General features: G+C 68.8%; 23 protein-coding genes. 9 read left to right on the top strand and 14 right to left on the bottom strand.

Annotated elements, in window-relative coordinates:
* Positions 1 to 105: 105 nt before the first annotated feature.
* Positions 106 to 1,275 (top strand): acyl-CoA dehydrogenase family protein, encoded by a 1,170-nt coding sequence (locus HS104_02330; protein MBE7478815.1) that lies wholly within the window; start codon positions 106 to 108, stop codon positions 1,273 to 1,275.
* Position 1,276: 1 nt separating this feature from the next.
* On the opposite strand, the gene HS104_02325 is transcribed toward HS104_02330, so the two are convergent.
* The 3 genes from HS104_02325 to HS104_02315 are packed head-to-tail and all read right to left on the bottom strand — an operon-like array spanning position 1,277 to position 2,880.
* The gene (locus HS104_02325) at positions 1,277 to 1,615 is read right to left on the bottom strand and encodes a DUF2007 domain-containing protein (protein ID MBE7478814.1); all 339 of its coding nucleotides are present in this window, start codon (positions 1,613 to 1,615) and stop codon (positions 1,277 to 1,279) included.
* A 45-nt stretch (positions 1,616 to 1,660) separates the two neighbouring features.
* Positions 1,661 to 2,239, bottom strand: a complete 579-nt coding sequence (locus tag HS104_02320; GenBank protein MBE7478813.1) for a hypothetical protein — start codon at positions 2,237 to 2,239, stop codon at positions 1,661 to 1,663.
* A 20-nt stretch (positions 2,240 to 2,259) separates the two neighbouring features.
* Positions 2,260 to 2,880 carry a hypothetical protein gene (locus HS104_02315; GenBank protein ID MBE7478812.1) on the bottom strand — a complete coding sequence of 207 codons (621 nt, stop codon included), beginning with the start codon at positions 2,878 to 2,880 and terminating at the stop codon, positions 2,260 to 2,262.
* A 473-nt stretch (positions 2,881 to 3,353) separates the two neighbouring features.
* Between HS104_02315 and groES the strand changes: the two genes are divergently transcribed.
* Both groES and groL read left to right on the top strand, forming a co-directional pair.
* Complete coding sequence (gene groES, locus HS104_02310) at positions 3,354 to 3,644, top strand: co-chaperone GroES (GenBank protein ID MBE7478811.1); 291 nt, start codon at positions 3,354 to 3,356, stop codon at positions 3,642 to 3,644.
* 33 nt (positions 3,645 to 3,677) lie between these two features.
* Positions 3,678 to 5,303, top strand: coding sequence for a chaperonin GroEL (groL, locus tag HS104_02305; protein ID MBE7478810.1), 1,626 nt, complete (start codon positions 3,678 to 3,680; stop codon positions 5,301 to 5,303).
* 149 nt (positions 5,304 to 5,452) lie between these two features.
* On the opposite strand, the gene HS104_02300 is transcribed toward groL, so the two are convergent.
* Positions 5,453 to 6,058: a Uma2 family endonuclease gene (locus HS104_02300; GenBank protein MBE7478809.1), complete on the bottom strand. Its 606-nt coding sequence runs from the start codon at positions 6,056 to 6,058 to the stop codon at positions 5,453 to 5,455.
* Between the two features lie 88 nt (positions 6,059 to 6,146).
* Between HS104_02300 and HS104_02295 the strand changes: the two genes are divergently transcribed.
* Positions 6,147 to 8,831 carry a hypothetical protein gene (locus HS104_02295; GenBank protein MBE7478808.1) on the top strand — a complete coding sequence of 895 codons (2,685 nt, stop codon included), beginning with the start codon at positions 6,147 to 6,149 and terminating at the stop codon, positions 8,829 to 8,831.
* A 9-nt stretch (positions 8,832 to 8,840) separates the two neighbouring features.
* On the opposite strand, the gene HS104_02290 is transcribed toward HS104_02295, so the two are convergent.
* Positions 8,841 to 9,233 carry an STAS/SEC14 domain-containing protein gene (locus HS104_02290; GenBank protein MBE7478807.1) on the bottom strand — a complete coding sequence of 131 codons (393 nt, stop codon included), beginning with the start codon at positions 9,231 to 9,233 and terminating at the stop codon, positions 8,841 to 8,843.
* A 48-nt stretch (positions 9,234 to 9,281) separates the two neighbouring features.
* Here HS104_02290 and HS104_02285 point away from each other — a divergent pair, with 48 nt between their 5' ends.
* Positions 9,282 to 10,910 (top strand): hypothetical protein, encoded by a 1,629-nt coding sequence (locus HS104_02285; GenBank protein ID MBE7478806.1) that lies wholly within the window; start codon positions 9,282 to 9,284, stop codon positions 10,908 to 10,910.
* A gap of 3 nt (positions 10,911 to 10,913) precedes the next feature.
* Here the strand turns inward: HS104_02285 and HS104_02280 are convergent, their stop codons facing one another.
* The 3 genes from HS104_02280 to HS104_02270 all read right to left on the bottom strand — a co-directional run bounded on the left by HS104_02280 (position 10,914) and on the right by HS104_02270 (position 13,547).
* A complete protein-coding gene (locus tag HS104_02280; GenBank protein MBE7478805.1) occupies positions 10,914 to 12,341 on the bottom strand; it encodes a hypothetical protein in 1,428 nt (475 codons plus the stop codon).
* Positions 12,342 to 12,476: 135 nt separating this feature from the next.
* A complete protein-coding gene (locus HS104_02275; protein MBE7478804.1) occupies positions 12,477 to 13,256 on the bottom strand; it encodes a hypothetical protein in 780 nt (259 codons plus the stop codon).
* A gap of 12 nt (positions 13,257 to 13,268) precedes the next feature.
* Positions 13,269 to 13,547, bottom strand: coding sequence for a hypothetical protein (locus HS104_02270; protein ID MBE7478803.1), 279 nt, complete (start codon positions 13,545 to 13,547; stop codon positions 13,269 to 13,271).
* 99 nt (positions 13,548 to 13,646) lie between these two features.
* Here HS104_02270 and HS104_02265 point away from each other — a divergent pair, with 99 nt between their 5' ends.
* Positions 13,647 to 14,369, top strand: coding sequence for a hypothetical protein (locus HS104_02265; GenBank protein MBE7478802.1), 723 nt, complete (start codon positions 13,647 to 13,649; stop codon positions 14,367 to 14,369).
* Positions 14,370 to 14,646: 277 nt separating this feature from the next.
* On the opposite strand, the gene HS104_02260 is transcribed toward HS104_02265, so the two are convergent.
* Positions 14,647 to 16,305: a hypothetical protein gene (locus HS104_02260; GenBank protein ID MBE7478801.1), complete on the bottom strand. Its 1,659-nt coding sequence runs from the start codon at positions 16,303 to 16,305 to the stop codon at positions 14,647 to 14,649.
* 14 nt (positions 16,306 to 16,319) lie between these two features.
* The gene (locus HS104_02255) at positions 16,320 to 16,967 is read right to left on the bottom strand and encodes a hypothetical protein (protein MBE7478800.1); all 648 of its coding nucleotides are present in this window, start codon (positions 16,965 to 16,967) and stop codon (positions 16,320 to 16,322) included.
* A 531-nt stretch (positions 16,968 to 17,498) separates the two neighbouring features.
* On the opposite strand from HS104_02255, the gene HS104_02250 reads away from it, so the two are divergent.
* Positions 17,499 to 18,842, top strand: coding sequence for a hypothetical protein (locus HS104_02250; protein MBE7478799.1), 1,344 nt, complete (start codon positions 17,499 to 17,501; stop codon positions 18,840 to 18,842).
* Between the two features lie 379 nt (positions 18,843 to 19,221).
* Positions 19,222 to 19,578 carry a DUF559 domain-containing protein gene (locus HS104_02245; protein MBE7478798.1) on the top strand — a complete coding sequence of 119 codons (357 nt, stop codon included), beginning with the start codon at positions 19,222 to 19,224 and terminating at the stop codon, positions 19,576 to 19,578.
* 25 nt (positions 19,579 to 19,603) lie between these two features.
* Here HS104_02245 and HS104_02240 read toward each other — a convergent pair whose 3' ends face one another.
* Positions 19,604 to 21,256: a hypothetical protein gene (locus tag HS104_02240; GenBank protein ID MBE7478797.1), complete on the bottom strand. Its 1,653-nt coding sequence runs from the start codon at positions 21,254 to 21,256 to the stop codon at positions 19,604 to 19,606.
* 28 nt (positions 21,257 to 21,284) lie between these two features.
* The gene (locus HS104_02235; protein MBE7478796.1) at positions 21,285 to 21,647 is read right to left on the bottom strand and encodes a hypothetical protein; all 363 of its coding nucleotides are present in this window, start codon (positions 21,645 to 21,647) and stop codon (positions 21,285 to 21,287) included.
* Between the two features lie 546 nt (positions 21,648 to 22,193).
* Here HS104_02235 and HS104_02230 point away from each other — a divergent pair.
* Complete coding sequence (locus HS104_02230; GenBank protein MBE7478795.1) at positions 22,194 to 22,550, top strand: DUF559 domain-containing protein; 357 nt, start codon at positions 22,194 to 22,196, stop codon at positions 22,548 to 22,550.
* A 25-nt stretch (positions 22,551 to 22,575) separates the two neighbouring features.
* Here HS104_02230 and HS104_02225 read toward each other — a convergent pair whose 3' ends face one another.
* Positions 22,576 to 24,228 carry a hypothetical protein gene (locus HS104_02225; GenBank protein MBE7478794.1) on the bottom strand — a complete coding sequence of 551 codons (1,653 nt, stop codon included), beginning with the start codon at positions 24,226 to 24,228 and terminating at the stop codon, positions 22,576 to 22,578.
* Between the two features lie 26 nt (positions 24,229 to 24,254).
* Positions 24,255 to 25,295 carry a hypothetical protein gene (locus HS104_02220; protein ID MBE7478793.1) on the bottom strand — a complete coding sequence of 347 codons (1,041 nt, stop codon included), beginning with the start codon at positions 25,293 to 25,295 and terminating at the stop codon, positions 24,255 to 24,257.
* Positions 25,296 to 25,376 lie beyond the last annotated feature (81 nt).

Here is a 25,376-nt window from a genome sequence, read left to right as displayed (position 1 = left end):
TACGTGCTGAGCCGCGCCCTGTCCAAAACCCGCCAAAAATGCGCTGCACTGCTCGTTGCGGCCGGCGAAATTTCGTGTACGAATCATTTCGCCGAGGGTATCGCCATGTGGAATCCGTACAGCGAAGAGCACGAGCACTTCAGGAAGACCGTCCGCCAGTTCGCCGAGAAGGAGATCGCGCCGTACTCCGACGAGTGGGAGAAGGCGAAGTACTTCCCCGACGAGCTGTTCAAGAAGGCCGGCCAGCTCGGCATCTTGGGAGCGCACTACCCGGAGGCGTGCGGCGGCTCCGGCGGCGACTACTGGTTCAGCGTGGCGAAGGCGCAAGAGCTGCCGCGTGGGCGCTCCGCCGGGGTGACCATGGCGCTGCTCGTGCAGACCGACATGGCGACGCCCGTGATCGCCGACCTCGGTACCCCCGAGCAGATCGACGAGTTCCTCAAGCCCGCCCTGTCCGGCGATCGCATCGCCGCCATCGGCGTCAGCGAGCCGGGGGCCGGCAGCGACGTCGCCGGCATCCGCACCGCGGCGCGGCGCGACGGAGGCGACTACGTGCTGAACGGGCAGAAGACCTTCATCACCAACGGCGCCCGCGCGAGCTTCGTCACGCTGCTCGCGAAGACCAACCCGGAGACGGGCTCCCACGGCTGCACGTTCTTCCTGGTGCCCACGGACGTGAAGGGCTTCAAGGTCGGCAAGCGCCTGGAGAAGATCGGCAACCACTCCTCGGACACCGCCGAGCTCTGGCTGGAGGACGTGCGCATCCCGGAGCGCTACCGGCTGGGCGAAGAGGACATGGGCTTCATGTACCTGATGCAGAACTTCCAGGCCGAGCGCCTGATCGGCGCCGTCTCCGGCATAGCCGGCGCGCGCTACGCCATCGAGTTCTCGCGCCAATACGGCGAGCAGCGCGTGGCCTTCGGCAAGCCGATCATCAAGCGCGAGGTGTGGCAGCACAAGTTCGTGAACATGTACACGAAGGTCGAGATGGCCCAGGCCTTCGTGGACAAGTGCGTGGACGCCTACAACACCGACAAATACGAGCAGAAGGGCAACGTCTCCATGGAGACGGTCAAGCTCATCAGCATGGCGAAGATCGTCGCCGGTGAGCTGGTGGCCGAGGTCATGGACACGTGCCTGCAGTTCCACGGCGGCTGGGGCTACATCGAGGAGTACCCCATCGCCCGCGCCTGGCGCGACGCGCGCTTGCTGAAGATCGGCGGCGGCACCAGCGAGACGATGACGTATTACCTGGCGAAGCTGATGGGGCTCTGAATCACCCCCGCGCGTCCAGCTCCGCACCGCACCGCCAGCACAGCTCGAAGTTCTCCGGGCTCTCGTCGCCGCAGCTCGGGCAGCGCTTGACGCCGTCGAGCTTGCTCTTCCGGCGCGCCTCGAACTCGACCACGGCGGCGCGGGCGCGCTCGACGTCGGCCTCGCGCTCGATCACCACGCGCGGTCGCGAGGCCAGGTAGGGCAGCTCGCCGTAGGCCGACAGGCTCATGGCGTTGTCGATGCGCGCGGGGATCCAGAGCTCCGTGAGCTGGTCGAGCAGAAGCTGCGCTTCCCAGAGATCCTGCGCGACGAACACCACGTGCACGGCGCGCGCGAGCATGGGCCGCGGGCCCGAGCGGGTCAAACGCGTGTTTTGGCTCGTCAGCTACGCCGCCTGCGCCAACCGGATCTTCTCGGCCTGGCCGGCGCGATAGAAGCGTCTGAGCGTGCGCAGCGCCGCGGGCGGATCCTCGCGGCTCACCAGGCGCGCCACGAAGCGCGCCGCCAGGTCGTTCGCCAGGCGGTAGCGCACGCCGTCCTCGGTGTCCGGCCCGTGCAGGTAGCGCACGCGCTCGTAGAGCTGATCGTGCAGCGCCGAGCTGTGCCGAGGCTCGAGCGGCTCGCCGGTGAAGGCCAAGAGCACGAACTTGTCCACCTCCGCCTGGAGCTCGAGCTCGAGCCGGGTCGCCGGCAGCTGCGTGCGCGCCCGCTCCGCGACGTAGACGAAATGGCTCACGCCCTCCACCAGCTGGAGCCAGGCGTCCGACGGGCCGTAGTGCGGCGCGCTGAGCTCCGTCGGATCCTTGACCGGCGGCAGCACCAGCGCGATCTCCAGCTCGTCGTCGCGCTGCCGGAGCACCAGCGTCTCGCGGGAGCTCTCCGCGCCCAGGCGCACGAAGTCGACGACGTCGGGGGCGCGCTCGAGACCGTAGACGCGCTCGATCTCGAGCTGGACGCTGCGCAGCGTGCGCTCCTGCGAGTCGCTCAATGCACCAGTCCCGTTCCGCGCAAGGGCACCATGCCTCGCGCCACCAGGGCGTCGCCCAGGGTGGACGAGCCGGTCTTGAGCCAGCGCTCGTAGAGCTTGACCACGGCGCCGTCGGTGCGCGCCGAGCGGGCGCGCAGGGACTCCGCCACGTCGGCCAACAGCGACACGAACATTCGGAACTTCTCCGCCAGCTCGGCGAACAGGTCCGGCGCGCTCAGGTCGTTGGCGCGCTGCCGCAGCATGGCCGAGGCGTTCTCGTAGGCGCAGGCGCCCAGCGTGCTCATGTAACGGGGCTCGACCCCTCGGGTCTCCAGGTGCTCGCCGAAGAAGCCGCTCACGTAGAGCACGCCGTCGCCCAGCACGCGCAGGCGCTCGAAGCGCTCGGGCCCGGTGCGCTGCATGGCCTCGTCGAGCAGCAGGGTGAGCGGACGCGAGAGCGTCTCCTCTCCGAGCTGCCCCGGCTTGGTGTAGTCGGCGAGCAGCGCGACCAGGTAGGCCTCGGCGGCGTCGGTCGCCTCGTAGCCCCGGGCGCGGATGGCCTCGGCCACGACGGGGCCGAAGAACGAGCTGACGTCGGAGGCCAGGTCGATGGTGGGCGGGTCGGTGCGGTCGGACATTACGGATTGCTCCTGTTCGGCCGGGGTCCGGCCGTCGGGGGGCTGTGGAGAAGTGGCGCCCGCTCACCCCGAGCCTTCCGGGGCTCTACCCGACATAACGTCGTGGTTTCGGTGACCTTCAGCGCCTTCTCCAACTAGCTTCCTTCAATATGTGGGACTGGCCCCGAACGGGCCAAGTTGAAGTGAGGGCGGACCGGATTTCCTCAGCACTCCCCCGCCGAGGCTGCCAAGACCTGCGCACCTTCACCCCCCCTTGACTCCATCAGCGCGGCGATTAGATTCCGGCCGCTGTTAGCACTCTCAATCAGTGAGTGCTAATCGCTAACTTAATGATTACCGGGGTTTGAACGGCGCGCTCGCGTCCCAGACCCCAAAAAACCCGGGGCTAGTCCCAGGGCCTTCGACCCGCAGCGATCCCCGCTGTGACCGCCCAGGGCCCCCGGCAAAGACCCAATCGAGGAGAGGAACGACCCATGAAGATTCGACCCCTGCAGGACCGCGTGATCGTCAAGCGCGTGAAGGAAGAAGAGAAGACCAAGGGCGGGATCATCATCCCCGACACCGCGAAGGAGAAGCCCATCGAGGGTGAGGTCATCGCGGTGGGCAACGGCAAGGTGGCCGAGGACGGCACCGTGCGGAAGCTCGACGTCAAGGCGGGCGATCGCGTGCTGTTCGGCAAGTACAGCGGCACGGAAGTGAAGATCGACGGTGAGGAGCACCTCATCCTGCGCGAGGACGACATCCTCGGCGTGATCGAGAAGTGAGTCGGACCCCCAGGATTTAGAGGAGAAAAGAAAATGGCTGCCAAAGAAATCGTTTACCAAGAGCACGCTCGCGCCCTGATCCTCGCCGGGGTCAACGCCCTCGCCGACGCCGTCAAGGTCACCCTCGGTCCGAAGGGCCGCAACGTCGTCCTCGAGAAGAGCTTCGGCTCCCCCACGGTCACCAAGGACGGCGTCACCGTCGCCAAGGAGATCGAGCTCGAGAACAAGTTCGAGAACATGGGCGCCCAGATGGTGCGCGAGGTTGCCTCGAAGACCAGCGACGTCGCTGGCGACGGCACCACGACCGCCACGGTCCTCGCCCAGGCCATCTTCCGCGAGGGCAGCAAGCTCGTCGCGGCCGGCCACAACCCCATGGAGATCAAGCGCGGCATCGACAAGGCCGTCGAGGTCATCGTGGCCGACCTGAAGAAGATGGCGAAGCAGACCAAGGATCCGAACGAGATCGCCCAGGTCGGCACCATCAGCGCCAACGGCGACACCACCGTCGGCAAGCTGCTCAGCGAGGCCATGGAGAAGGTCGGCAAGGAAGGCGTCATCACCGTCGAAGAGGCGAAGAGCGCCGAGACCTCCCTGGAGGTCGTCGAGGGCATGCAGTTCGACCGCGGCTACCTCAGCCCGTATTTCGTGACGGATCCGGAGCGCATGGAGGCCCACCTCGAGGACGCCTACATCCTGCTCAGCGAGAAGAAGATCAGCAACATGAAGGACCTGCTCCCGGTCCTCGAGGCGATTGCGCGTCAGCAGAAGCCGCTGCTCATCATCGCCGAAGACGTCGAGGGCGAGGCGCTCGCGACGCTGGTCGTCAACAAGCTGCGTGGCACGCTGGCCTGCTGCGCCGTCAAGGCCCCGGGCTTCGGCGATCGCCGCAAGGAGATGCTGAAGGACATCGCGACCCTGACCGGCGGTCAGGTCATCGCGGAGGAGCTCGGCCTCAAGCTCGAGAACGTCACCATCAGCGATCTGGGTCGCGCCAAGACCATCAAGGTGGACAAGGACAACACCACGATCGTGGACGGTGCCGGCTCGAAGGACAAGATCAAGGCCCGCCAGGGCGAGATCCGCGGCCAGATCGAGAACACCACCAGCGACTACGACCGCGAGAAGCTCCAGGAGCGCCTGGCCAAGCTCGTCGGCGGCGTCGCGGTGATCAAGGTCGGCGCTGCGACCGAGACCGAGATGAAGGAGAAGAAGGCCCGCGTCGAAGACGCCCTCCACGCCACCCGCGCGGCGGTCGAGGAAGGCATCGTCCCCGGCGGCGGCGTCGCGCTGCTCCGCGTCCAGCCGGTGCTCGACGCGATGCAGGTGAACGACGACCAGAAGTTCGGCGTTCAGATCATCCGCCGCTCGATCGAGGAGCCACTCCGCCAGATCGTGGCGAACGCGGGCGAAGAAGGCTCGATCGTCGTGCAGAAGGTCAAGGAAGGTAAGGGCAACTTCGGCTTCAACGCGGCCACCGGCAAGTACGGCGACCTCGTGGCCGAGGGCGTCATCGACCCGGCCAAGGTCGTGCGCTCGGCGCTCCAGAACGCGGCCAGCGTGGCGGGCCTCATGCTCACCACCGAGGCGCTCGTCGCGGAGAAGCCCAAGGAGGAGAAGGCTGCTGCCGGCGGTCACGCCGGTCACGGCCACGACTTCTGATCAAGTGGGCGTTTGGGGCCGCAGTCATGCTGGTGATTGGGGCCCCGGCCCCAAACACACCCCCAAACGCTCTTCGCCCGACCGGTTCGGGCGCTCTTGATACGAAGCCGCGAAGAGGCGGATCCCGAAGGGGGTCCGCCTTTTCTCTTTCACGCCGGCAAGAGCGCGAACAAGGCGGCCAGGTCGAGCTCGGCCGGCGTGCCGGGAACGGCGAGGCGATCGGCGGCGCCGAGCGTGAGGACCTGGCCGTAGCTGGAGACGCCGTCTGGGTCGCGGTGGACCAGGACCGAGCGCTGCTCCACGTCGAACAGCCAGTACTCGGGGAAGCGCGCCTGAGCGTAGATGCGTGCCTTGCGCCGATCGCGGGGCAACGACGAGCGCGCGACCTCCACCACCAGCAAGGTGTCCGCGGCGGTCGGGTGGCGAGTCAGGTAGTCCTCGGGGCGCCCACGGACCACGGCGACGTCGGGCTCGGGTTGGCTGTAGGGGCCGGCGTCCACTGGTGCGTGCGTGCGTGCGTTGTGGCCAGGACCCAGGGCCTGGAGCAGGCGCTCGCGCAGGAGCTCCGCGAAGCCAGCGTGGGGGGCGCCCTGCGGGCTCATGACGACGAGGTCCCCCTCCAGGAGCTCGAGGCCGGGCCCCTCCTCGAGGATGCCCGCGTCGAGCATGCGGTAGACCTCGTCCGCGGTGAACTTGCGGCGCGGCTCGTGGAACGGATCGGGGGACGCCACTGGGACGGTGAAAGCATAGCTCATCCGCCGACCCCATCGGCTGGCCCTCCGGGCCGGTTGCGTGCGGAAGATCGCACGCAACTTGGCCGGCGGTCGCGCCGAAGGAGGCCCAATGACCTCCCGAATCCTGTGCGTCGTCGCGGCCCTCGGTGTCTCCCTGCTCGGCTGCGGCTCCGCTGACGAGGCCCCCGCGGAGCGCGACCGCGCGAGCTACGAGCTCCACCCTTGGGTCACCGAGCTCGGCGACACCGAGCTCGACGCGCTGGTCGAGAGCGATCCAGCGTTCGGCACTCTGCGCTTCGCCGGCGTGCCGGAGCGCGTCGCCTCGCGCCAGCCGGGAGACGTATTGATCGCCGGAAAGAGCCAGCACACACCCAAGGGCCTGCTCCGGGCGGTCGTCTCCGTGTCGCACGAGGGCGGCGACACCGTGGTGGAGACCGTGCCGGTGCCGCTACCGCTCGCGTTCGCCAAGCTGCACGCGAAGCTCGCGGCCCGCGAGGTGAGCTTCACTGCCCGGCCCGCCGCGTCGAGCGAAGGGCCCACCTCGCAGCCCCAGTGGTCCAAGAGCGCGGTCGTCGGCGATCAGCGCGTGTTCGACCTCCAAGTGTACGACGTGGACCAGAACCCAAAGACCAAGAACGACCAGCTCTACGTCCACGCCGAGCTCGAAGGCAAGGTCGTGTTCACCGCCAGCGTCGATCTCGATTGGCTCGACAGCGCCGGCGCCATCAGCCACGCGAAGGATTGCCTGAAGAAGCTCGTCAAGGACCCGACGGCGATCCTCTCGAGCTGCGTGACGCTGCCGGACGTGAAGGTCGGCTTCGACGCTTCGCTCAGCGGCAACGCGCTGCTCGACGTGGACGGCGCCGCGAGCAAGCCCTACGTCTCGGAGCCCATCCTGCTGAACGACGAGCCGTGGGAGCTGCCGGAGCTATGGGTCGGGCCGGTGTTGCTCACGCCCAGCCTCGACTTCACCGCCCGCCTCGAGGGCGACTCCGCGACGTACTTCCACTCGCGCACGGAGCACGGCTTCGACGTCGGGGTCGCGGTGTCCGTGGGGACGAAGAGCGGCGTCTCCGCGCCGGCGCCCAAGCTCACCAAGAAGTTCTCGACGCCCACCGTCGAGGTGTCGAGCACTGGTCGCTCCAAGGCGAGCTTCGGCCCGCGGCTCTCGCTCCTGGCCTACGACACCTTTGGTCTCTCGACGGAGCTGCACGCCTTCGGCGAGCTCACGGCGGACCAAGGCAAGTCGCCCTGCTGGGACTACCGACTCGGGTTCGAGCTCACGCCCGCCATTCGCCTGACCATCCCCTGGAAGAAGTTCGGGCTCTCGAAGCTGGCCAAACACATGGGCTGGAACAAGGACTACGCCTACGGCGCCCTGGGCAGCGTGACGCTCTACGACGCGCACCCGTTCGCCGACCTGCCGAACGAGAAGCGCGCCTGCGCGCTGCCTCCACCGAGCGCGCTGCCGCTCGGCGAAGGCCCGACCAGCGCGACCTACCAGAACCCCACCTTCACGCCCTGGGCCAAGCGCCTGGGCGGCGTCCAGGCCACGCACCCGTTCGTCGAGAAGCCTGGGCAAGCCCGCGCTCTGGTGGAGAAGGCGCACGGCTCGAGCTGGGTGGTCTCGGGCGCGCACGTCGGCAGCGTGACGCACCTCTCGGACAGCGGCGGCGTGGCGTGGAACCGCCCCATCGAGCTCGGGCTGTTCCCCGACGAGGCCGCGCTCGCTCTCGAGCCGAGCGCGCGCGGCGCGCTGGCCGTGGCGACGAGTCCAATGCAGATCCTGGTCGCGTCGGACCGCTTCACGCTGGTGGCCCTCGACTACGACGGGAAGCTCGCCTGGCGGCGCCGCCTGCGCCTGCCGAGCGGGTTGCCGGGACCCGAGCTGCGCGAGCTCTCGGCGGTGGCGCTGACGCCGCTGCCCGGCGGCGACGTCGCGGTGCTCTACTCGCGCACGACTCCCGCGCACGTCGGCTCGGAGCTGGTGCTCGTCCGCGCCAGCGCCCAAGGCGCGGTGCGCTTCGCGCGTCGCATCGCGTTTCCGACCGGAAAGCTCTCGCTCGGCGGCGCCCTCGTGCCCGTCGGTCAAGATGTCGTCGTCGGTGGCCAGTCCTTCGACCCGAGCGAGGAGATCGCCTACTTCGCCCGCTTCGACGCAGACGGCGAGCTGGTCTGGGCGCGGCGCCTCGGCGCGTGCGGCTCGACCCGAGTGCGCATCGCGGACGGCACCCTGCGCGCGTCCGGCGACCTCGCCTTCATCGGCACCCACGAGATGAGCCCGGAGCGGACCTTCGTCGCCACGGTCTCGACGGACGGCGAGGCGCGGGGCGCCGCAGCGTTCTGGACCGGGTCGATCTTGCAGGACGTTACCGGTGTCGCCGTGCGGGAGCTGCCGACCTCCGGCTTCGTGACGTTGTCGCGGTTCACCCCCATGGTCGGCAACCGCATCGAGCTCGGGACTCACGACAGCCAGGCTCACCGCACGAGCGGCGACTCCCTCTCGATCGAGCTTCAGGCGGGCGGTGAGCTCGCGCACGTCGCGCCGTCCGGGCTGAGCCTCACCACCGACGGCGGCGCGCTCCTGGTCGCCCACGTCAGCGGCGACCAGGCGCTGAACGATCACGGCCTCTGGGTCGCCAAGCTCCCGGCCCGCACCTTCGAGCTTCCCGCCGGGCAGACCGCGGCGCAGGCTGCGACGTCGAGCTTCCCGAACGAGACCTGCTCGCTCGACGTCACCCCTGCGAGCGTGAAGAGCGAGGCGCTGGAGCTCGAGGAGGTGGACGCCAGCTGACGAGCCCGCTCAAGCGCGCCGCAGCGCGAGCCCGTCGCGGAGCCAGGCCATCGCCTCCTGCCGCGAGTAGAATACCCTGAGGTCGCTGCGCCCGCTCGCGCGCACCAGCACGCGGAGCACGACATCCATGCGCGGCGACAGCCCGACGACGGCGCTCCGCGCCAGGAAGCGGCGGTGCTCGGTCATCCTCTGCGCGTACACCCAGCGGGCGCGCATGGTCAGATCCTCGATGTCCGTGGCGTCGGTCAGGATGCAAGCCGGCGCGCGCAGCTGAAGAATGGGCACGAGCGCGGCGACGTACTCCTCCACGTCCGGCGTGTCCCCTTCGCCCCAGAGCGTCGAGACCACGACACCGTCGTCGATCTCGATGCGGAAGCAGCGGCCTGCGGCGAGCGGGAGCATCCCTTACCGCCGGCAGGATAGCCCGACTTCTGCTAGAATCCGCGCGCTGTGAAGGGCAGGGAGCGGCTTCGTTGGGCTTTCGCGTGGGCGGGCGCAGGTGCCCTCGCGCTGATCAACCACGCCTGCGCCGAGACCACCTGCGAAGAAACCCGTACGTGCACCGGCGCGAGCACGGGTGGCGCGGGTGGCGCGGGCGGTACGGGCGGCGCAGGCGCGTCCGACGCCGGCGGCACGGGCGGCATCCCTCCGGTCGGGAGCTTCGCGATCAGCGTCGAGAGCACGACGCTCACCCTGATCGACGGGGAGTCCCTGGAGGTCACGGTCACGATCACGCGCAACGCGATGACGGACCCGATCACGCTGGACTTCCTCGGACTGCCGACGGGAGCGACGGCGGACCCAGTCGTCGCGCCCGCCGGCTTCAAGTCGACGAAGGTGATCATCCAGGCGGACTCGGACATGGTCCACGGCCCGGCGAAGGTGACCCTCCGCGCCCAGGGCGGAGGCCAGGAGAAGACCTTGGACCTCGACCTGCTCGCCCGTGGACCTGCCGGAAGCGCCGACAACAGCTTCGGTGCTCAGGGAGTGATCACCGAAAACCCGTATGGCGCCTGGAGCCGCGGGCGCGCTGCGGCCCTCGCCCCGGATGGGAAGATCTACGTGGTCGGCGACGCCGGCTCGACCGCGGGGGACGTCAAGGCGTACTTCGTCGCGCGCTACTCCGACGCGGGCGTCCTCGATCCCAGCTTCGGCACGAGCGGCGTGGTCACGCGGCACACCACGGTCAACACGGGCGAGCACGTCGCGCGCGGCGTCTTCGTGGACGCGCAGCAGCGCGTCGTCGTGGGCGGGTACTTCACCGGCAACAACGTCTTCTTCGCGCGCTTCGACACCGCCGGGGCCCTCGACCCCAGCTTCGCCACGACGGGTGAGTTCGTTGGACCGGGCGGCAGCGTCTCCGCCCTCGCCCAGAGCGGCACCAAGCTCCTCGCCGCCGGCAAGAACGACCAGACGCCGGCCCACGCCCTGGTCGCGCGCATGGACGGCAGCGGGGCTCCGGACACGGCCTTCGGCACGCAGGCGCTCGTCATCATCGACACCGGCACCTCAGCGAGCGAGGCCGTCGCCGTGGCGGTGGATGCCGACAACAAGATCGTGCTGGCCGGAACGACGACCAAGCCGGGCACGCCGGTGTTCGTCGCGCGGCTCACCCCCGGCGGCGCGATGGACAGCTTCGGCACCGCCGGCGTCGCCTACCTCAGCCCGCTGAGCGGAGCCGAGACGACCGGACTGGTCGTGCGCCCGGACAAGCGCGTCGTCGTCGGGGGCGGGAACGCCGCCGGCGAGGACTTCGTGGTGCAGCTCGACGCTCAGGGCGCCGTGGACACGAGCTTCGGCGCGAGCGGCAAGGCGATGCAAGGAGCTGGGCGCATTCTGGCCCTCGACGGCGCCGGCCGCATCGTGACGGCCTCGAAGGCCGGAACGGCGTTGCGCTTGGGTCGGCTCCTCCAAGACGGGAGCGCCGACACCTCCTTTGGCAGCCTCGGGTATTCCTGGCTCACCTACCCGGCCGACCCCCACGCGGTCATCCTGCTCCCCGACGGCCGCGCCCTCGTCGTGGGTGTGAGCAAGGCGCTCTCCGAGGACAAGGTGTTCGTGGGGCGATTCTGGATGTGAGCTTCAGCGGCAGGCCTGCTGAGTATCGAGCAAGTCGTCGACCTTGGTGTTCGTGGTGCTGCAGGCAATCACTCCGGGCGACACTTGGAATGTCTGTTGCGTGCAGAGCTTGGCGGTGCCTTTTGCCCCACAAGCGACGCCGGGCGTCAGGAAGCCGATACCTATCCCCGGACAAGCGGTGAACGCCTCGCAGCTGAATGCCGCCGAGGTGCAGGGTGGCGTCGTGTCAACCGGGCAGAAAGTGGAGCTTGCGCAGATCTTGCAAGTTGCCGCGTTGACGATCGGGTATTGCTGGCTCTCCGTGTTGTCGCAGTTGTAGTCGTATCCGCCCTTGCCCTTGCGGGGCACGGTGAAGTACTTGGTCTGCCCCGGGAAAGCGTCCTTGTCTCCGTCGTCGCAATCCGTCGAGTTGGCCACGTAGCCGGTGGGCGTTTTAGTGGCGCAGCCCAGCTTCTTCACGCCCGCGTTGCCGAATCCATCGGCATCTGCGTCCTGGTACCAGAACACGCACGCCTCGCCGGTGCCGCAGGTTTGTCCGTTGCACTGACAGTTGCCGGTCTCGCACGAGAAGTTTGGTCCGCAGGCGCCAGCACAGCAGTTGCCAACGACGCACTTCCCGCTCTGACAGGCGCTGTCCTTCGGGCAGACGGCGCCGAGCGAGAGTTTGGTCACGCACTTCGGGGTGTCGCACCAGAAGGCGTTGAGGCACTGCGTGTCTGCGCTGCACGTGGTGAGGCAACTGGTTCCGGAGCACTGGTAGGGATCGCACGGCTTCGGATCCGACTTGCACGCTCCGGCCTTGTCGCAAGCGTAGGCGGTCTGCGTCGCGTTCGTGCACACCTGCGCGCCGCACGACTTCGAGCTGTCGGGGTAGGCGCAGGCGCTCTTGCCGTCGCAAGTCCCCGCGCAGGGGTCCGTCGGCGCGCCCGCGCCCACGCAGTCCCCTTCGGGGTCGGTGCCCTGCGTGTAGGGCGTGCACTCGCCTTCTTTTCCCGACACCTTGCAGCTCCGGCAATCCCCGACGCACTCGCTCTCGCAGCAGACGTCGTCCACGCAGTAGTTGCTCTTGCACTCGGTCTTGTTGGCGCAGGGCTGTCCGTTGTCCTTGCCGCTCGGGTTGCCGCCGGTGCCGCCCCCGCTCGAGCCCGCGTCGCCGCCGGTGCCGGTGCCCGCAACGCCGCCCGTCCCGGTGCCGGCCACGCCGCCGCCGCCCGCGCTGCCCGCGGTGCCCGCGCTGCCCGAGCTGCCGCCGCTGCCGCCTTGTCCGCCGGTCGTGCTGGCGTCGCCCGAGCTGCCGCCGGTGTTACTGCCGCCCCCGGTGCCGGTGAAGTCCTCACCGCTGGAGCAGGCGGGCATCGCAGCAACGGCCGCAGCACCCGCGAGCGCAAAGGTCAGCGTGAAGCGAACGAAGCTGTGCGAAGCGAAAGACATACTCCGGCCCATGAGCCCTCCAAGAGGTTCGAGGTTAGCGCCAGCCCTGCGCTCTGGCCACGCCGTTCGCGGGCGAATCGCGCGAAGAACGCGCGAGCACCTGGCCGATCGGCCAGGTGACATGTGCGCAGACATTCACAGCTCGAGGCCTGCGAGCACCATCGGCCTCAGGCCTGCGACGCGGATTGACGCTTCGTTGCCTCCGAACTCCACGCCCAACACGCGATAGCTGTAGGCCTGGAGCTGGAAGTCCACGCGCGCTCCGACACTGCCCAGGTTGTACAACAGGCCCGCGCCGACCGCCGCCTGCGCCCCGAGGTAAGGGCCGGGATCGGCCTGGCAGTCGAGCGCGTTGGAGCACAGGTCAGCGAGATCCTGCGCGTCATCGTCGAGGTCGCCGCTCGGGAACAACAGGCTGAGGCCGGCGGACCCGCGCAGCGTGAAGGCAATCTTCGGCGACAGGTCGATCAACCCTTCGAAGACGAGGTCGCCGCCGACGACGGTACCGAGCTCGTAGCGTTCCCCATCCATCTGGGTGCTGAGCGTCGGAATCATCTGGAGACCCGCTCCGAAGCGGGTGTTGCGCGACAGACTCGTGAGCCACTCCGAGCTCAACACCAGGCTCGGGTGCTCGTCGAAGCCCTCCGCCTCCGGCTGCGTCCCGCACTCGCCATCGCAATCCGGCGTCGCCGCGCCGACCCCAGAGTGGGTCCCGGCGCGAAACACCAGGACCGCGCCGCGGCGGCGGCCGAGGTCCGACGGTAGATTGACCGGTGGCGGCTCGTCGCCCGTGCTGGGGTGGTACGAGTACTCGTCAGTCGGAAACGGAGCGAGCCCCGCCTGCGGCTGAGCCAGCACGGGCGACGCGAACATCATCAGGCACGCGGTGGACATCAGGGTTCGGAGGTTCGTCATGTCCTGCTCCTTTCAGCGCGTGGTGACCCGGTTGCCCGCCAGCTCGCTGACGCGCTTACAGCCCTGCGGAATGCAGTGGTAGAGCGCGTAGGAGTCCTTGTTGATGACGACGCCGTTCTTGCTGACGTCGGCGCCCCGCTCACCCATCACGACCCAGACCTCGGCAGGCCCGCCGGCGGCGACGGCGCTGACGTTGCGGGTGGTCACCTGTGCGTTCGGCTGGCTGACGCAGCCCGCCCCGAAGACCGAGATTGCGATGAAGACCCCAAACTTCCCGAGTTTCGTCCACATGCCGGCCCTATCGGCAGGGCGGCCGGCGCAGTTGCGACCTTTCTTGGGGTCGCACTCTTTTCCGCAACTGGCGCCATGGGCCGGCCGAAAGAGGGAGCCATGAAGACCTTAGCGCACCTCGCCCTGTTCGTCTCGGCTCTGGCTTCGTCGTCGCTCGGCGCTGCCGGTTGTGCCACGGAGTCCGACTCCGGGCCGGCTGGCGCCAACTCCAGCCTCTCTCGCCAGTCGTTCTGCGCGAAGACAGTCTGCGAGAAGATCCACGACGATTGCATGAGCTACCTCGATGAGTGCTTCGGGCAGTGCTACGGCATGGGCCCCGAGTTCGCCTACCAGTGCGTGTCGGTCTGCAACAACTACCAGTGCACGCCGTGCACCGTGAACGAGTGCGACGAGCACGGCTACAAGTTCGAGATCGTCGCTCCTCCGGACCCGAAGGTGTCCGACGCCTGCGGGCGTTACGAGGCCAAGGCCGCTCAGTGCGGAGCAGACACGTCCAGGATCATCTGCGATCGGTTCTCCCGGCTCGAGCGCCCCGAGGCCGCCGCCGCGTACGACTGCTACGCCAGCCTGCCTTGCGGGAGCGAAGGCAGCAGCTGCGAACCCCCAGCGACCGACTGGGGCACCAACTTCTGCCTGGCCCTCAACGCGACGTGCGGCTTCTTCGACATGGGGTGCACCGTCGAGCAAATGGCCGAGCTCGATCTCGCCGCCGCCTGGCTGAAGGACGACGTGAGAGCCGAGGCCATGCGCTGCCTGAAGGAACCGTTGTGCAGCGACGTCTCCAGGTGCACGACCGCCTGGTTCGAGACGGTGTTCCCTTAGCACTCGTGCCGGTGCACGCGCGCTTCGCACAGGACGGAGCCGCAAGCGGCGCAGGACCAACTACGAGGAAGAGACTGGAATCCGGGCTCCGGCTCGCCCCACTCCACCACTCCGTCGTGGCATGTGTGTATGGAGCGGACCTGTTCCTTGAGCTCCCGGGGCCGGAGCGCGTTCTTGGCCGTCAGGTCGGCGCCGCACCCGCAGCGCACCGGGACCGCGACGGACCGGGACGAGATGAGTAGGTCGTCGATTGGAAGGATGGTTCGAGAGGAGCACCTCAGAACGCGAGCTCGTCCTCGACCTTGCCCGCCGCGCCGACCCCGGCGCCCGTCGTCTGGCCCAGGCCGTCCGCGCCACCGCTCGCCGCAGTCGAAGCCTTCGTCACGCTCCCGCCGGTGCGCACCGGCTTCGTCCCCACGTAGGCCACCCCGACGCTCGCGCCCCCGGCCGCGCCACCGCCCGGGCCGCCGTTCCCGCCTTTTCCGCCTTCGCCGCCCGCGCAGGCATCCGCGGACCCGCTGGCGCCAATCCCCTTCGGTCCCGCGCCTCCACCGCTCCCGCCCGGCTGCCCCGAGCCTCCGTCGCCGCCCTTTCCGCCGGTGCCGGCGATGAGCTCGCAGTTCGTAAGGGTCAACGTGGAGGCGACGCTCGCGATCGCGATGCTCGCGCCGCCGCCCTTGCCACCGCCGCCCTGCTTGCCGCCGCAACCGCCGCCGCCCCCGCTGCCACCGCTGGCACCGGTCTTCGTCGCTCCCGTGCCTCCGCAGGCCGTCGTGAGGAGCGGCGCCTTCGCACCGCCGCCCCCGCCGGCGCCCTGCCCGACGCCGCCCTCCGTGCCCGACTCAGCAGTCGCTGGAGCGAAGCCGCTGGCGCTCAGAGTCCCAATGGAATTGGAGCCTTTGCCGGGATTGCCGGGATTGCCGGGCGTACCATTTCCAGTTACGCAAGTGAAGGCGACCGAAGTCTCCCCGGCGCCGCCTTTTCCACCGGAGCCGAGGGGTAGGCCATCACTCCCGCCACCGCCCGGAGCCGTGATCCCAACCGCGCCGTCCCCGCCCTTGCCGCCGACGCTGCCGGTCGCGCTGCCCCCGCAGGACGTCGTCGACGCAGTGCCGCCTGCCGGTGTGGCCGCGCACGCGTCGGATCCCTTCTTGCCATCGGCGCCCTTCTCGGCGGGCGTCGTGGTCTCCGTGCCCGCGCTTCCCGCCATGCCGTTGCCCGCGACGAGCTTGCTCGCGCTGACGTTGATGTTCTTGGCGTTAGCGACCAGCATCGCGATGCTCGCGTCACCCGCTGACTTTCCGTCGGAGGCCTTCACCTCGAAGCTCTCGACAGCCAAGCCGTCCACGCCGTCGATCTTCCAGGCGGTGGCGTCACTCGACTCGACCTGGGCGCGGGAGGAGGTCGAGTACTTCCAATCGGCGCAATCGAAGCCGCCGTAGAGTCCGGAGGTGGTGGCGCTCGAAGTGATCGAGACGGTCTCCTTGTAGGCACCGTTCGTGTTGCAGACGAAGATCTTCTTCGAGCCGGCGCCTGCGAGCGCAGCGCCAATCGTCTTGTAAGGCGAGGCGCGCGACCCGTCGGGGCTGGCCGCGTTGCTTCCGGCATCGACGAACACACCAAACTGCTCGTCGATGAGACACGCTTCGGCTCCGGGCGACTTGCTGACGTCGCAGCCGCCACCGTCGCCGCCGGTGCCACCGGTTCCGCCGGTTCCGCCGGTGCCTCCCGTGTTCCCGGCCCCGCCCGTCCCTCCGGTGTTTCCGGTCCCGCCTGTGCCACCGCTCGCGCCGGTCCCGCCGTCGGTACCGCCGGTGCCGCAGCTCAGTGAGTCCTCGCACGAAAAGTCATCGCCGCCGCATCCCGCCAGCGCCAACGCGCTCGCGGCGGCGGACGAAGCGAAGAACACACCCAGGAAATGACGTCGAATACGCATGTGATTTTCGCCCCTCAGAAGCTACCCACCACCCCCATCATCGCGCCTCGTGACTGGGGAGTGGCAAAGATGTTCAAGCGCCCCGCCTTGGGACTGCTTTCATGTCCGGACGGCCAGACGAAGTATGTAACGGCCGTTGCGGCGAGCAACCCTCCGCTCGCGATGAACGCACCGGTCGAGATTCGCCCGGCATCGTCGCGGCGCTCGAGCGCGTCCGTCAAGTCAGCGCACTGCGCTGGCGCTGATGACCCGCTGCAGGCCTGCCCGCCAAACTTGGAGGAGAGCTCCGAACGCAGGCCATCGGCGTCGTCCTGCGCGCTGGACTTCTTCAGTGTGTAGAACACGCCGACGCCGGCAGCGACCACGGTGAGACCTGCGCCGGCGATGAGCGCCAAGGTTCTCGGCTTCATTCCGGACGAGTCGGCTTTGATTCCACCGCCAGCTCCTGGGTCAGGCTCCGAAGGTCCACCAGCTGCCGGGGCAGGCTCCGGCCCCACCGCCGCCGCCTCGCCTTCGATCGTGAGCTCGATCTCGCGCGCCTCGCCCACATCCATCGCGATCGTCTTCTTCGCCGACTTCTCGCCGATCTTCGCCTCTCTTCCTGCCCACCCTCGTCGCCGCTTCGCGGCGCCGGTCCCTCCCAAAGCCGTGCTGTGCGTCAAGAAGCTCTGTCCTGGAGGATGCCATGTAGAAGCCAATACAAAGCTGAAACCAGGTGAGTGACCCAGCGGGTTCGAATCCCGCCCAGCCAAGGGTGCGCCGCCATCTGGAAGCGAGCCTTGCGTGGCAACTCCAACCGAACAGGGAGGCTTGCTGCGAAGCGTAGGCAGCGAGGGTGCAGGCCGTGTGATTGGGCTGCGAAATTTGGGAAGTGGTGGGAGCCGACGGGACAGCACACCCCGGAAGGCAACATCGGTGAGGCAAGAGTCAGGGGCAACGCCCCGACGGCGCGTCCTCATCGGCCTGCCGCGGTCGGAGAGCACGGCATGTACAGCGAGGGTCACCAGGGAACTTGAGAGGTCCTGTTTGCTCCGGGCGACCGGAACCGCCAAGCGAGCGCAAGTGAGCAAGGTGGGGCAGCGGGAAGTCGGAGCACCGCCATAGTAGCGACGAAGCCGGGAAGCCGCCCAAGCGACCCGGCGGAGCGAAGGGCGGTGTCGGGAAAGCGTTTCACGGAACCGAGCGAGGGCAAGATGACCGAGACACCGAGCTTGACCACCATCTCAACGAAACTCGAGCGGATAGCAAAGCAGGCGCAGCAAGCGCCCGACATGGCATTCACGACGCTGGCGCATCACATCGACCTGGAGTGGCTGCGCGAGGCATACCGACGGACTCGCAAGGATGGGGCCGTGGGCGTCGATGGGCAGAGCGCGAAAGAGTATGCGGAAAACCTGGAGGGAAACCTCCGATCGCTGCTCGACCGCGCGAAGTCCGGAGCGTACCGCGCGCCGCCAGTGCGACGCGCACATCCCGAAGGGGACGGGAAGGAAACGCGTCCGCTGGGGATCCCGACTTTCGAGGACAAGGTTTTGCAACGCGCCGTCGCGATGGTGCTCGAAGCGATCTACGAGCAGGACTTCCTGAACTGCTCATTCGGGTTCCGTCCTGGGCGCTCCGCGCGCCAGGCGCTCGAAGAGCTTTGGACACCGGCGGTGAAGATGGCTGGCGGTTGGGTCGTGGAGCTCGACATACGAAAGTATTTCGACACTCTCGACCACGAACGTCTGCGGGAAGTGCTGCGCCGCAGGGTGCGAGACGGAGTCATTCTGCGTCTCATCGGAAAGTGGCTGAACGCGGGCGTGCTGGAGGACGGAGAGCTGAGCTACCCCGATGCCGGCACGCCACAAGGCGGGGTGATTTCGCCGATTTTGGCGAACATCTACCTGCACGAAGTGCTCGACGTGTGGTTTGAGCGAGAGGTCCGACCCCGACTTCGAGGGCGGGCACACTCGTTCGATACGCGGACGATGCCGCGATGCTGTTCGAATACGAGGACGACGCGCGGCGCGTGCTCGACGTGCTTCAAAAGGTTTGGGAAGTACGGGCTCGCGCTCCACCCGGACAAGACGCGCCTGGTGCCGTTCAAGCGGCCCGATCGCATCCGACCTGGTTCGCGCGGCGACGGCCGGGGACCCAGCGGGCCCGGGACCTTCAGCTTCCTCGGCTTCACCTTCCACTGGGGCAAGAGCCTCGCTGGCAAGTGGGTGGTGAGGATGCGAACAGCGAAGGACCGCCATCGCAGGGCGCTGGGTGCAATCACCCAGTGGTGTCGGCTACACCGGCACGAGCCCATCCGCGAGCAGCAACGTGTGCTGGCGGCGAAGCTCGCTGGACACTACGGCTACTACGGCCGTACAGGGAACTTTGGCCGTCTCTGGTGCTTCTACTGGCACGTGACCTGCCTGTGGCGGCGGTGGCTGTCGCGCCGCTCCGACAAGGCGTATTTGGACTGGGCGGCGATGAACAGGCTTCTGGAGCGCTACCCGCTCCCGAAGCCGTCGGTCGTGCGCGCACGTCTCGTAGCGAATCCGTGACCGAGGAGCCGGATGCGGGAAATCCGCACGTCCGGATCTGTGGGAGGCCCCGGCAGGTAACTGCCGGGGCCCACCCGACCGCGGCTTCGCCGCTGCGCGCGGCAGGGAGGGACTCTGCCCCGCTCGCGTCTTGGCGATCTCGCCCGCGCGCTGCTTCGCTGCGAGCTTCGGGACGATGTGCCGCATCGTCCTTCCGCCCGGCGTGACGGCCGGGCTCCGCTCCGCTGGCGCACGCTCTGCGCCACGCCGCGCGTGACGGGGAAGAGCTCGGTGCTTGGACGGCGGCAGCGTGCAGCGAAGCGGATGCTGGGCGGCGTGTCACAGATCGTGCGCCGAGGGGTCGCAAAGCCCGGCCGTCACGCCGGGAGGAGGAAGTCCCATGGCCCATCATCCCCGAAGCTCTCCGCTCATCATCGCACGAGCTCGCGAGATGCGCCTCGCGCTGACGGACACCGAGGAAATGTTGTGGCGGGAGCTGCGGGGCGGGCGGCTCGGGGTCGCGTTTCGGCGTCAGGTGCCGGTGGGGCGTTACGTGGTGGACTTCCTCGCCCCCTCGGTGAAGCTGGTCGTGGAGGTGGATGGCGGGTATCACGCGGCGCGCCGGGCGGCGGATGCGCGCAGGGACCGGTACCTCGCCAGGCTGGGGTACCGCGTCGTGCGGGTGGAGGCGGAGGTGGTGCGGGCTGACGTGGCGGAGGCGGTGGCGCGGGTGAGGGAGGCGATCGCTTCGAGGTGACTGCGACTTCGGTCTCAGCCGACCTTCACTTCTGCTCGAACTCTTTTGCTGCCAGTCCCGCGGAACCGTCCGGCGCCGGGTTCAGGCCCGACCCCTGTACCGCACCACCCGGTCCCTTCGCACCGCCGGTGCCCTCTTGAAGCGCGCCACCGCTGGGCTTGGTGCCGCTCCAGACCAGCGCGTAGCTAGGGCCGCCGGTACCGCCGGAGCCGGAGCCACCGGGCCCGCCGGTGCCGCCCGGGCCACCCGGTCCTCCGCTTCCAAGGCCGCCGCCGGCGGGGCCGCCCTGCCCACCGGACTTGCCGGTACCGCCGGCCGCCGCGCTTCCGCCCTTGCCGCCGTCGCCGCCCTTCTTCGACGTGAGCGTGGAGCCGGTGAGGGAGACTTCGCTCTGCCAGGACAGCAGCGCGACGCTCGCGCCGCCGCCCTTGCCACCGGTGCCCTTCCCACCGCCGCAGCCGCCCATGCCGCCGGCGCCGCCGGAGGCGCCGATGCAGCTGGCGGACGAGCTCGAGCTCGCGCCGCCGCCGCCGCCGCCTTGGCCGGGGAAGCCGTCGCCTCCGTCGTTGCCGCTGGCGACCGTGAACCCGGCAGAAGTGAACGTTCCGCCGGCAGCGGCGGCCGTTCCGAGCTGACCGGAGTTGCCGTTCGAGCCCGCGGAGCCGGCGACACCGTTGGCTGTTCCAGTCCCGGCGTCGCCGCCGTTGTTGACGCTGGCTGGACTGACGTTGGTCTGAGGTATTCCAGCGGACCCCTTCTCTCCGGCGGAGCCGATGTTCGCGGTGCCGCCCGTTCCGCCTTTCGAGCTGCACAAGCTAGGCGCCGTCCACGCACCCCCGAGTTGCGTCCCGGGTGCGCTTGTGCACGTTGCCTGCTTGCCGTTCTGCGCCGCCGTCGCATCCGCACCGTCCGCGCCCTGCGTTCCATCTCCGCCCGCGGCTCCCGCCTTCCCATCACCCGCGGTGAGATTCACCCCCGTAAACGCCACGCCCTTCGAGCCCGTGACGATTGCTCCGAAGCTGCTCTCGCCCGAGTTAGTCGCGTTCGCCGCGGTGATGTCGAGGTTCTCGACCTTGAAGCTCGTGGCGATGTTCGAGATCGTGAGGGCAACCGGAGCGCCGCTCACCTTGGCCTTCGCGGTCGCCGACCAGGCCCAGCTCGTGCAGTCGAACCCGCCGTAGATCCCGTGCTTGTCGTGCGCCGCGCTGACGGCCATGGTCGCGCTCTCAGTGATCCCCGTGCCGTCGTCGCAGGCGTAGACGTTCTTGCCTGCCGTTCCCGCCGTGGTCAGGGCCTTCCCGATCGTCTTGAACGGTTTCGACTTCGTTCCGTCGTTGGCGCTGTCGTCGCCGGTCGGCGACACGAACACGCCGAACTCGTCAGTGACGAGGCACGCCTCTTCGCTGGGGGTCTTGCTGGTGTCGCAGCCACCGCCATCGCCGCCGGTTCCGCCGGTGCCGCCGGTGCCGCCGGCTCCGCCGGTGCCGCCGGTGTTCCCCGTTCCGCCCGTGCCACTGGTCCCCCCGCTCCCCCCGCTCCCGCCGGTTCCGCCGTCGGTTCCTCCGGTCCCGGGCGGACAAGTCGCGTTTGCCTCGCAGGAGTCGAAGTCCTCTCCGCCGCACGCCACCGTGCCTGCCGCCCCAACCGCGATCGCGCCGAGCACAAAAGCAAAGCCCATCCTCTTCATTTGCTGGTCCCCTTGGTGTTCAGAAGCGGCCGAAGGCGCCCAAGCCCGCTGTGTGCTGGTCTAGTAGCGGATGTATCGCAGTCGAGCTCCTCGAGCTCGGCATCAGGAGGAACGCGACGAACGCCGCCGCACCCACGCCTGCGCCGATGAACCCGATCGTCGAAATCGTGCGGCTGCTCTGCGCGCGATCGTTGGCGTCGGCAAGGTCGGCGCAAATCGACGAGCTCGCTCCGGTTGCGCACCCGGTCGTTCCAAGTGTGTTGTCCGCCCGAAGCGCTTCGGCGTCATCCTTCGCCGACTGCTTCGCCATGTAGAAGCCGACGCCCACGCCAAGCCCGATCACCGCGACCGCTCCCGACGCGATCATGCCGATGGTCCGCACGTTGGAACCGCTCGGGGGCTTGACGTCCGCGGTCGCGCTTCCACCCGCGCTGGCGCTTCCGCTTTCACCCGGAGGAACCTCCGGCCCCACCGCCGCCGCCTCGCCTTCGATCGTGAGCTCGATCTCGCGCGCTTCGCCCACGTCCATCGCGATCGTCTTCTTCGCCGACTTCTCGCCGATCTTCGCCTCTCTTCCTGCCCACCCTCGTCGCCGCTTCGCGGCGCCGGTCCCTCCCAAAGCCGTGCTCGCGGCTTCGCCGCTGCGCGCGGCAGGGAGGGACTCTGCCCCGCTCGCGTCTTGGCGATCTCGCCCGCGCGCTGCTTCGCTGCGAGCTTCGGGACGATGTGCCGCAGCGTCCTTCCGCCCGGCGTGACGGCCGGGCTCCGCTCCGCTGGCGCACGCTCTGCGCCACGCCGCGCGTGACGGGGAAGAGCTCTGTGCTTGGACGGCGGCAGCGTGCAGCGAAGCGGATGCTGGGCGGCGTGTCACAGATCGTGCGCCGAGGGGTCGCAAAGCCCGGCCGTCACGCCGGGAGGAGGAAGTCCCATGGCCCATCATCCCCGAAGCTCTCCGCTCATCATCGCACGAGCTCGCGAGATGCGCCTCGCGCTGACGGACACCGAGGAAATGTTGTGGCGGGAACTGCGGGGCGGGCGGCTCGGGGTCGCGTTTCGGCGTCAGGTGCCGGTGGGGCGCTACGTGGTGGACTTCCTCGCCCCCTCGGTGAAGCTGGTCGTGGAGGTGGATGGCGGGTATCACGCGGCGCGCCGGGCGGCGGATGCGCGCAGGGACCGGTACCTCGCCAGGCTGGGGTACCGCGTCGTGCGGGTGGAGGCGGAGGTGGTGCGGGCTGACGTGGCGGAGGCGGTGGCGCGGGTGAGGGAGGCGATCGCTTCGAGGTGACTGCGACTTCGGTCTCAGCCGACCTTCACTTCTGCTCGAACTCTTTTGCTGCCAGTCCCGCGGAACCGTCCGGCGCCGGGTTCAGGCCCGACCCCTGTACCGCACCACCCGGTCCCTTCGCACCGCCGGTGCCCTCTTGAAGCGCGCCACCGCTGGGCTTGGTGCCGCTCCAGACCAGCGCGTAGCTAGGGCCGCCGGTACCGCCGGAGCCGGAGCCGCCGTTGCCGCCATTACCGCCCTCGCCGCCGCCACCACCCTTGGCGAGACCGCCCCCGGCAAGTCCTCCTTGACCACCGGCCTTGCCGGACCCGCCTGGTCCGGCAAGGCCGCCCTTGCCGCCGTCGCCGCCCTTCTTCGACGTGAGCGTGGAGCCGGTGAGGGAGACTTCGCTCTGCCAGGACAGCAGCGCGACGCTCGCGCCGCCGCCCTTGCCGCCCGTGCCCTTGCCGCCGCCGCAGCCGCCCATGCCGCCGGCGCCGCCGGAGGCGCCGATGCAGCTCCCCGACGCACTTGAGCTTCCACCGCCACCTCCGCCGCCTTGTCCAGGGAACCCGTCGCCACCGTCGTTGCCGTTGGCGACCGTGAACCCGGCAGAAGTGAACGTTCCGCCGGCAGCGGCGGCCGTTCCGAGCTGACCGGAGTTGCCGTTCGAGCCCGCGGAGCCGGCGACACCGTTGGCTGTTCCAGTCCCGGCGTCGCCGCCGTTGTTGACGCTGGCTGGACTGACGTTGGTCTGAGGTATTCCAGCGGACCCCTTCTCTCCGGCGGAGCCGATGTTCGCGGTGCCGCCCGTTCCGCCTTTCGAGCTGCACAAGCTAGGCGCCGTCCACGCACCCCCGAGTTGCGTCCCGGGTGCGCTTGTGCACGTTGCCTGCTTGCCGTTCTGCGCCGCCGTCGCATCCGCACCGTCCGCGCCCTGCGTTCCATCTCCGCCCGCGGCTCCCGCCTTCCCATCACCCGCGGTGAGATTCACCCCATCGTAAACGCCACGCCCTTCGAGGCCCGTGACGATTGCTCCGAAGCTGCTCTCGCCCGAGTTAGTCGCGTTCGCCGCGGTGATGTCGAGGTTCTCGACCTTGAAGCTCGTGGCGATGTTCGAGATCGTGAGGGCAACCGGAGCGCCGCTCACCTTGGCCTTCGCGGTCGCCGACCAGGCCCAGCTCGTGCAGTCGAACCCGCCGTAGATCCCGTGCTTGTCGTGCGCCGCGCTGACGGCCATGGTCGCGCTCTCAGTGATCCCCGTGCCGTCGTCGCAGGCGTAGACGTTCTTGCCTGCCGTTCCCGCCGTGGTCAGGGCCTTCCCGATCGTCTTGAACGGTTTCGACTTCGTTCCGTCGTTGGCGCTGTCGTCGCCGGTCGGCGACACGAACACGCCGAACTCGTCAGCGACGAGGCACGCCTCATCGCTGGGGGTCTTGCTGGTGTCGCAGCCACCGCCATCGCCGCCGGTTCCGCCGGTTCCACCGGTTCCACCCGTGCCGCCCGTGTTTCCGGTCCCGCCCGTCCCTCCGGTGTTTCCGGTCCCGCCTGTGCCACCGCTCGCGCCGGTCCCGCCGTCGGCACCGCCTGTGCCGCCGCAGTCGTTGTTCGCCTCGCAAGAGTCGAAGTCGTCACCGCCGCAACCGCCGACCACCGCCGCCGTCATGCCGACAGCCACGAGCACAAAAGCAAAGCCCATCTTCTTCATGTCGTCCCCTTCGATTCTCAGAAGCGCCCGTATGCACCGAGGCCAGCGGTGTGCTGATCCAAGATCGGATGAATGGCCGTGCCCTGCTTGCTGCCCGGCATCAGCATGAAGGCCACGAAGGCTGCAGCGCCCACGCCTGCTCCGATGAAACCAATCGTCGAGATTGTACCGTTGCTCTTCACGCTGTCGTTCGCGTCGGCAAGGTCCGCGCAGACTCCGGTCTTGCCGGTCTTCGGACAGCCGCCGGATCCTAACTGCTTCACCGCATCCGCCTTGTATCCCTCGGCGTCATCCTTCGCCGACTGCTTCGCCATGTAGAAGCCGACGCCGACACCGAGGCCGATCACCGCGACCGCTCCCGACGCGATCATGCCGATGGTCCGCACGTTGGAACCGCTCGGCGGTTTGACGTCCGCGGTCGCGCTTCCACCCGCGCTGGCGCTTCCGCTTTCACCCGGAGGAACCTCCGGCCCCACCGCCGCCGCCTCGCCTTCGATCGTGAGCTCGATCTCGCGCGCCTCGCCCACATCCATCGCGATCGTCTTCTTCGCCGACTTCTCGCCGATCTTCGCCTCGATCGTCGCCGCTCCCGGCTCGATGAACACCGGTCCCGGCAGCGGGGACTTGCCGACGGTCTTGCCGTTGACGGTGATCTCGGCGCCTTCGCTCACCTTGAGCGAGAGCGTTCCCACGCTCTTCTTCGCTTCCGCGAACCGCTCTTGCGTGCGCTTCTTGCTCGCCTCTTGCCCCGCGGGCCAGTTGCGCAAGCTGAACTCCAAATGCTCGGCCGCATCCCGGTACTTCCCCAGGTAGACCTCGACGTCACCTAGGTTTCCGGCGATGTCGTAGCTCTGCTTCAGCGCCCACGCTTCCTTGAACGCGGCGGCGGCCTCGTCCCACTTCTTCAGCTTGTAGGCTTCGTTGCCTTTCTTGAAGAGCTTGGAAGCTTCGTCGGGGGAGTCGGCGGTCGGGGTCTCGACGGGGGATTGAGCGAAGGCCGGGCTCGACGCGACGAGGGCGGCGGCGAGAAGCAGGGGGGTACGGACGCGGAGCTGCATGGGCCGGGCGGTGGCAAAATCCCTCAGGGCGACCGTGCTGGCAAGTTCCGGTGAGGTTGCGGGCGCGCGGGTCGCATATTG

The organism is Polyangiaceae bacterium, assembly GCA_015075635.1.
Taxonomy (GTDB): domain Bacteria; phylum Myxococcota_A; class Polyangia; order Polyangiales; family Polyangiaceae; genus JADJKB01.
This window is presented reverse-complemented; position numbering and strand designations above follow the sequence as displayed.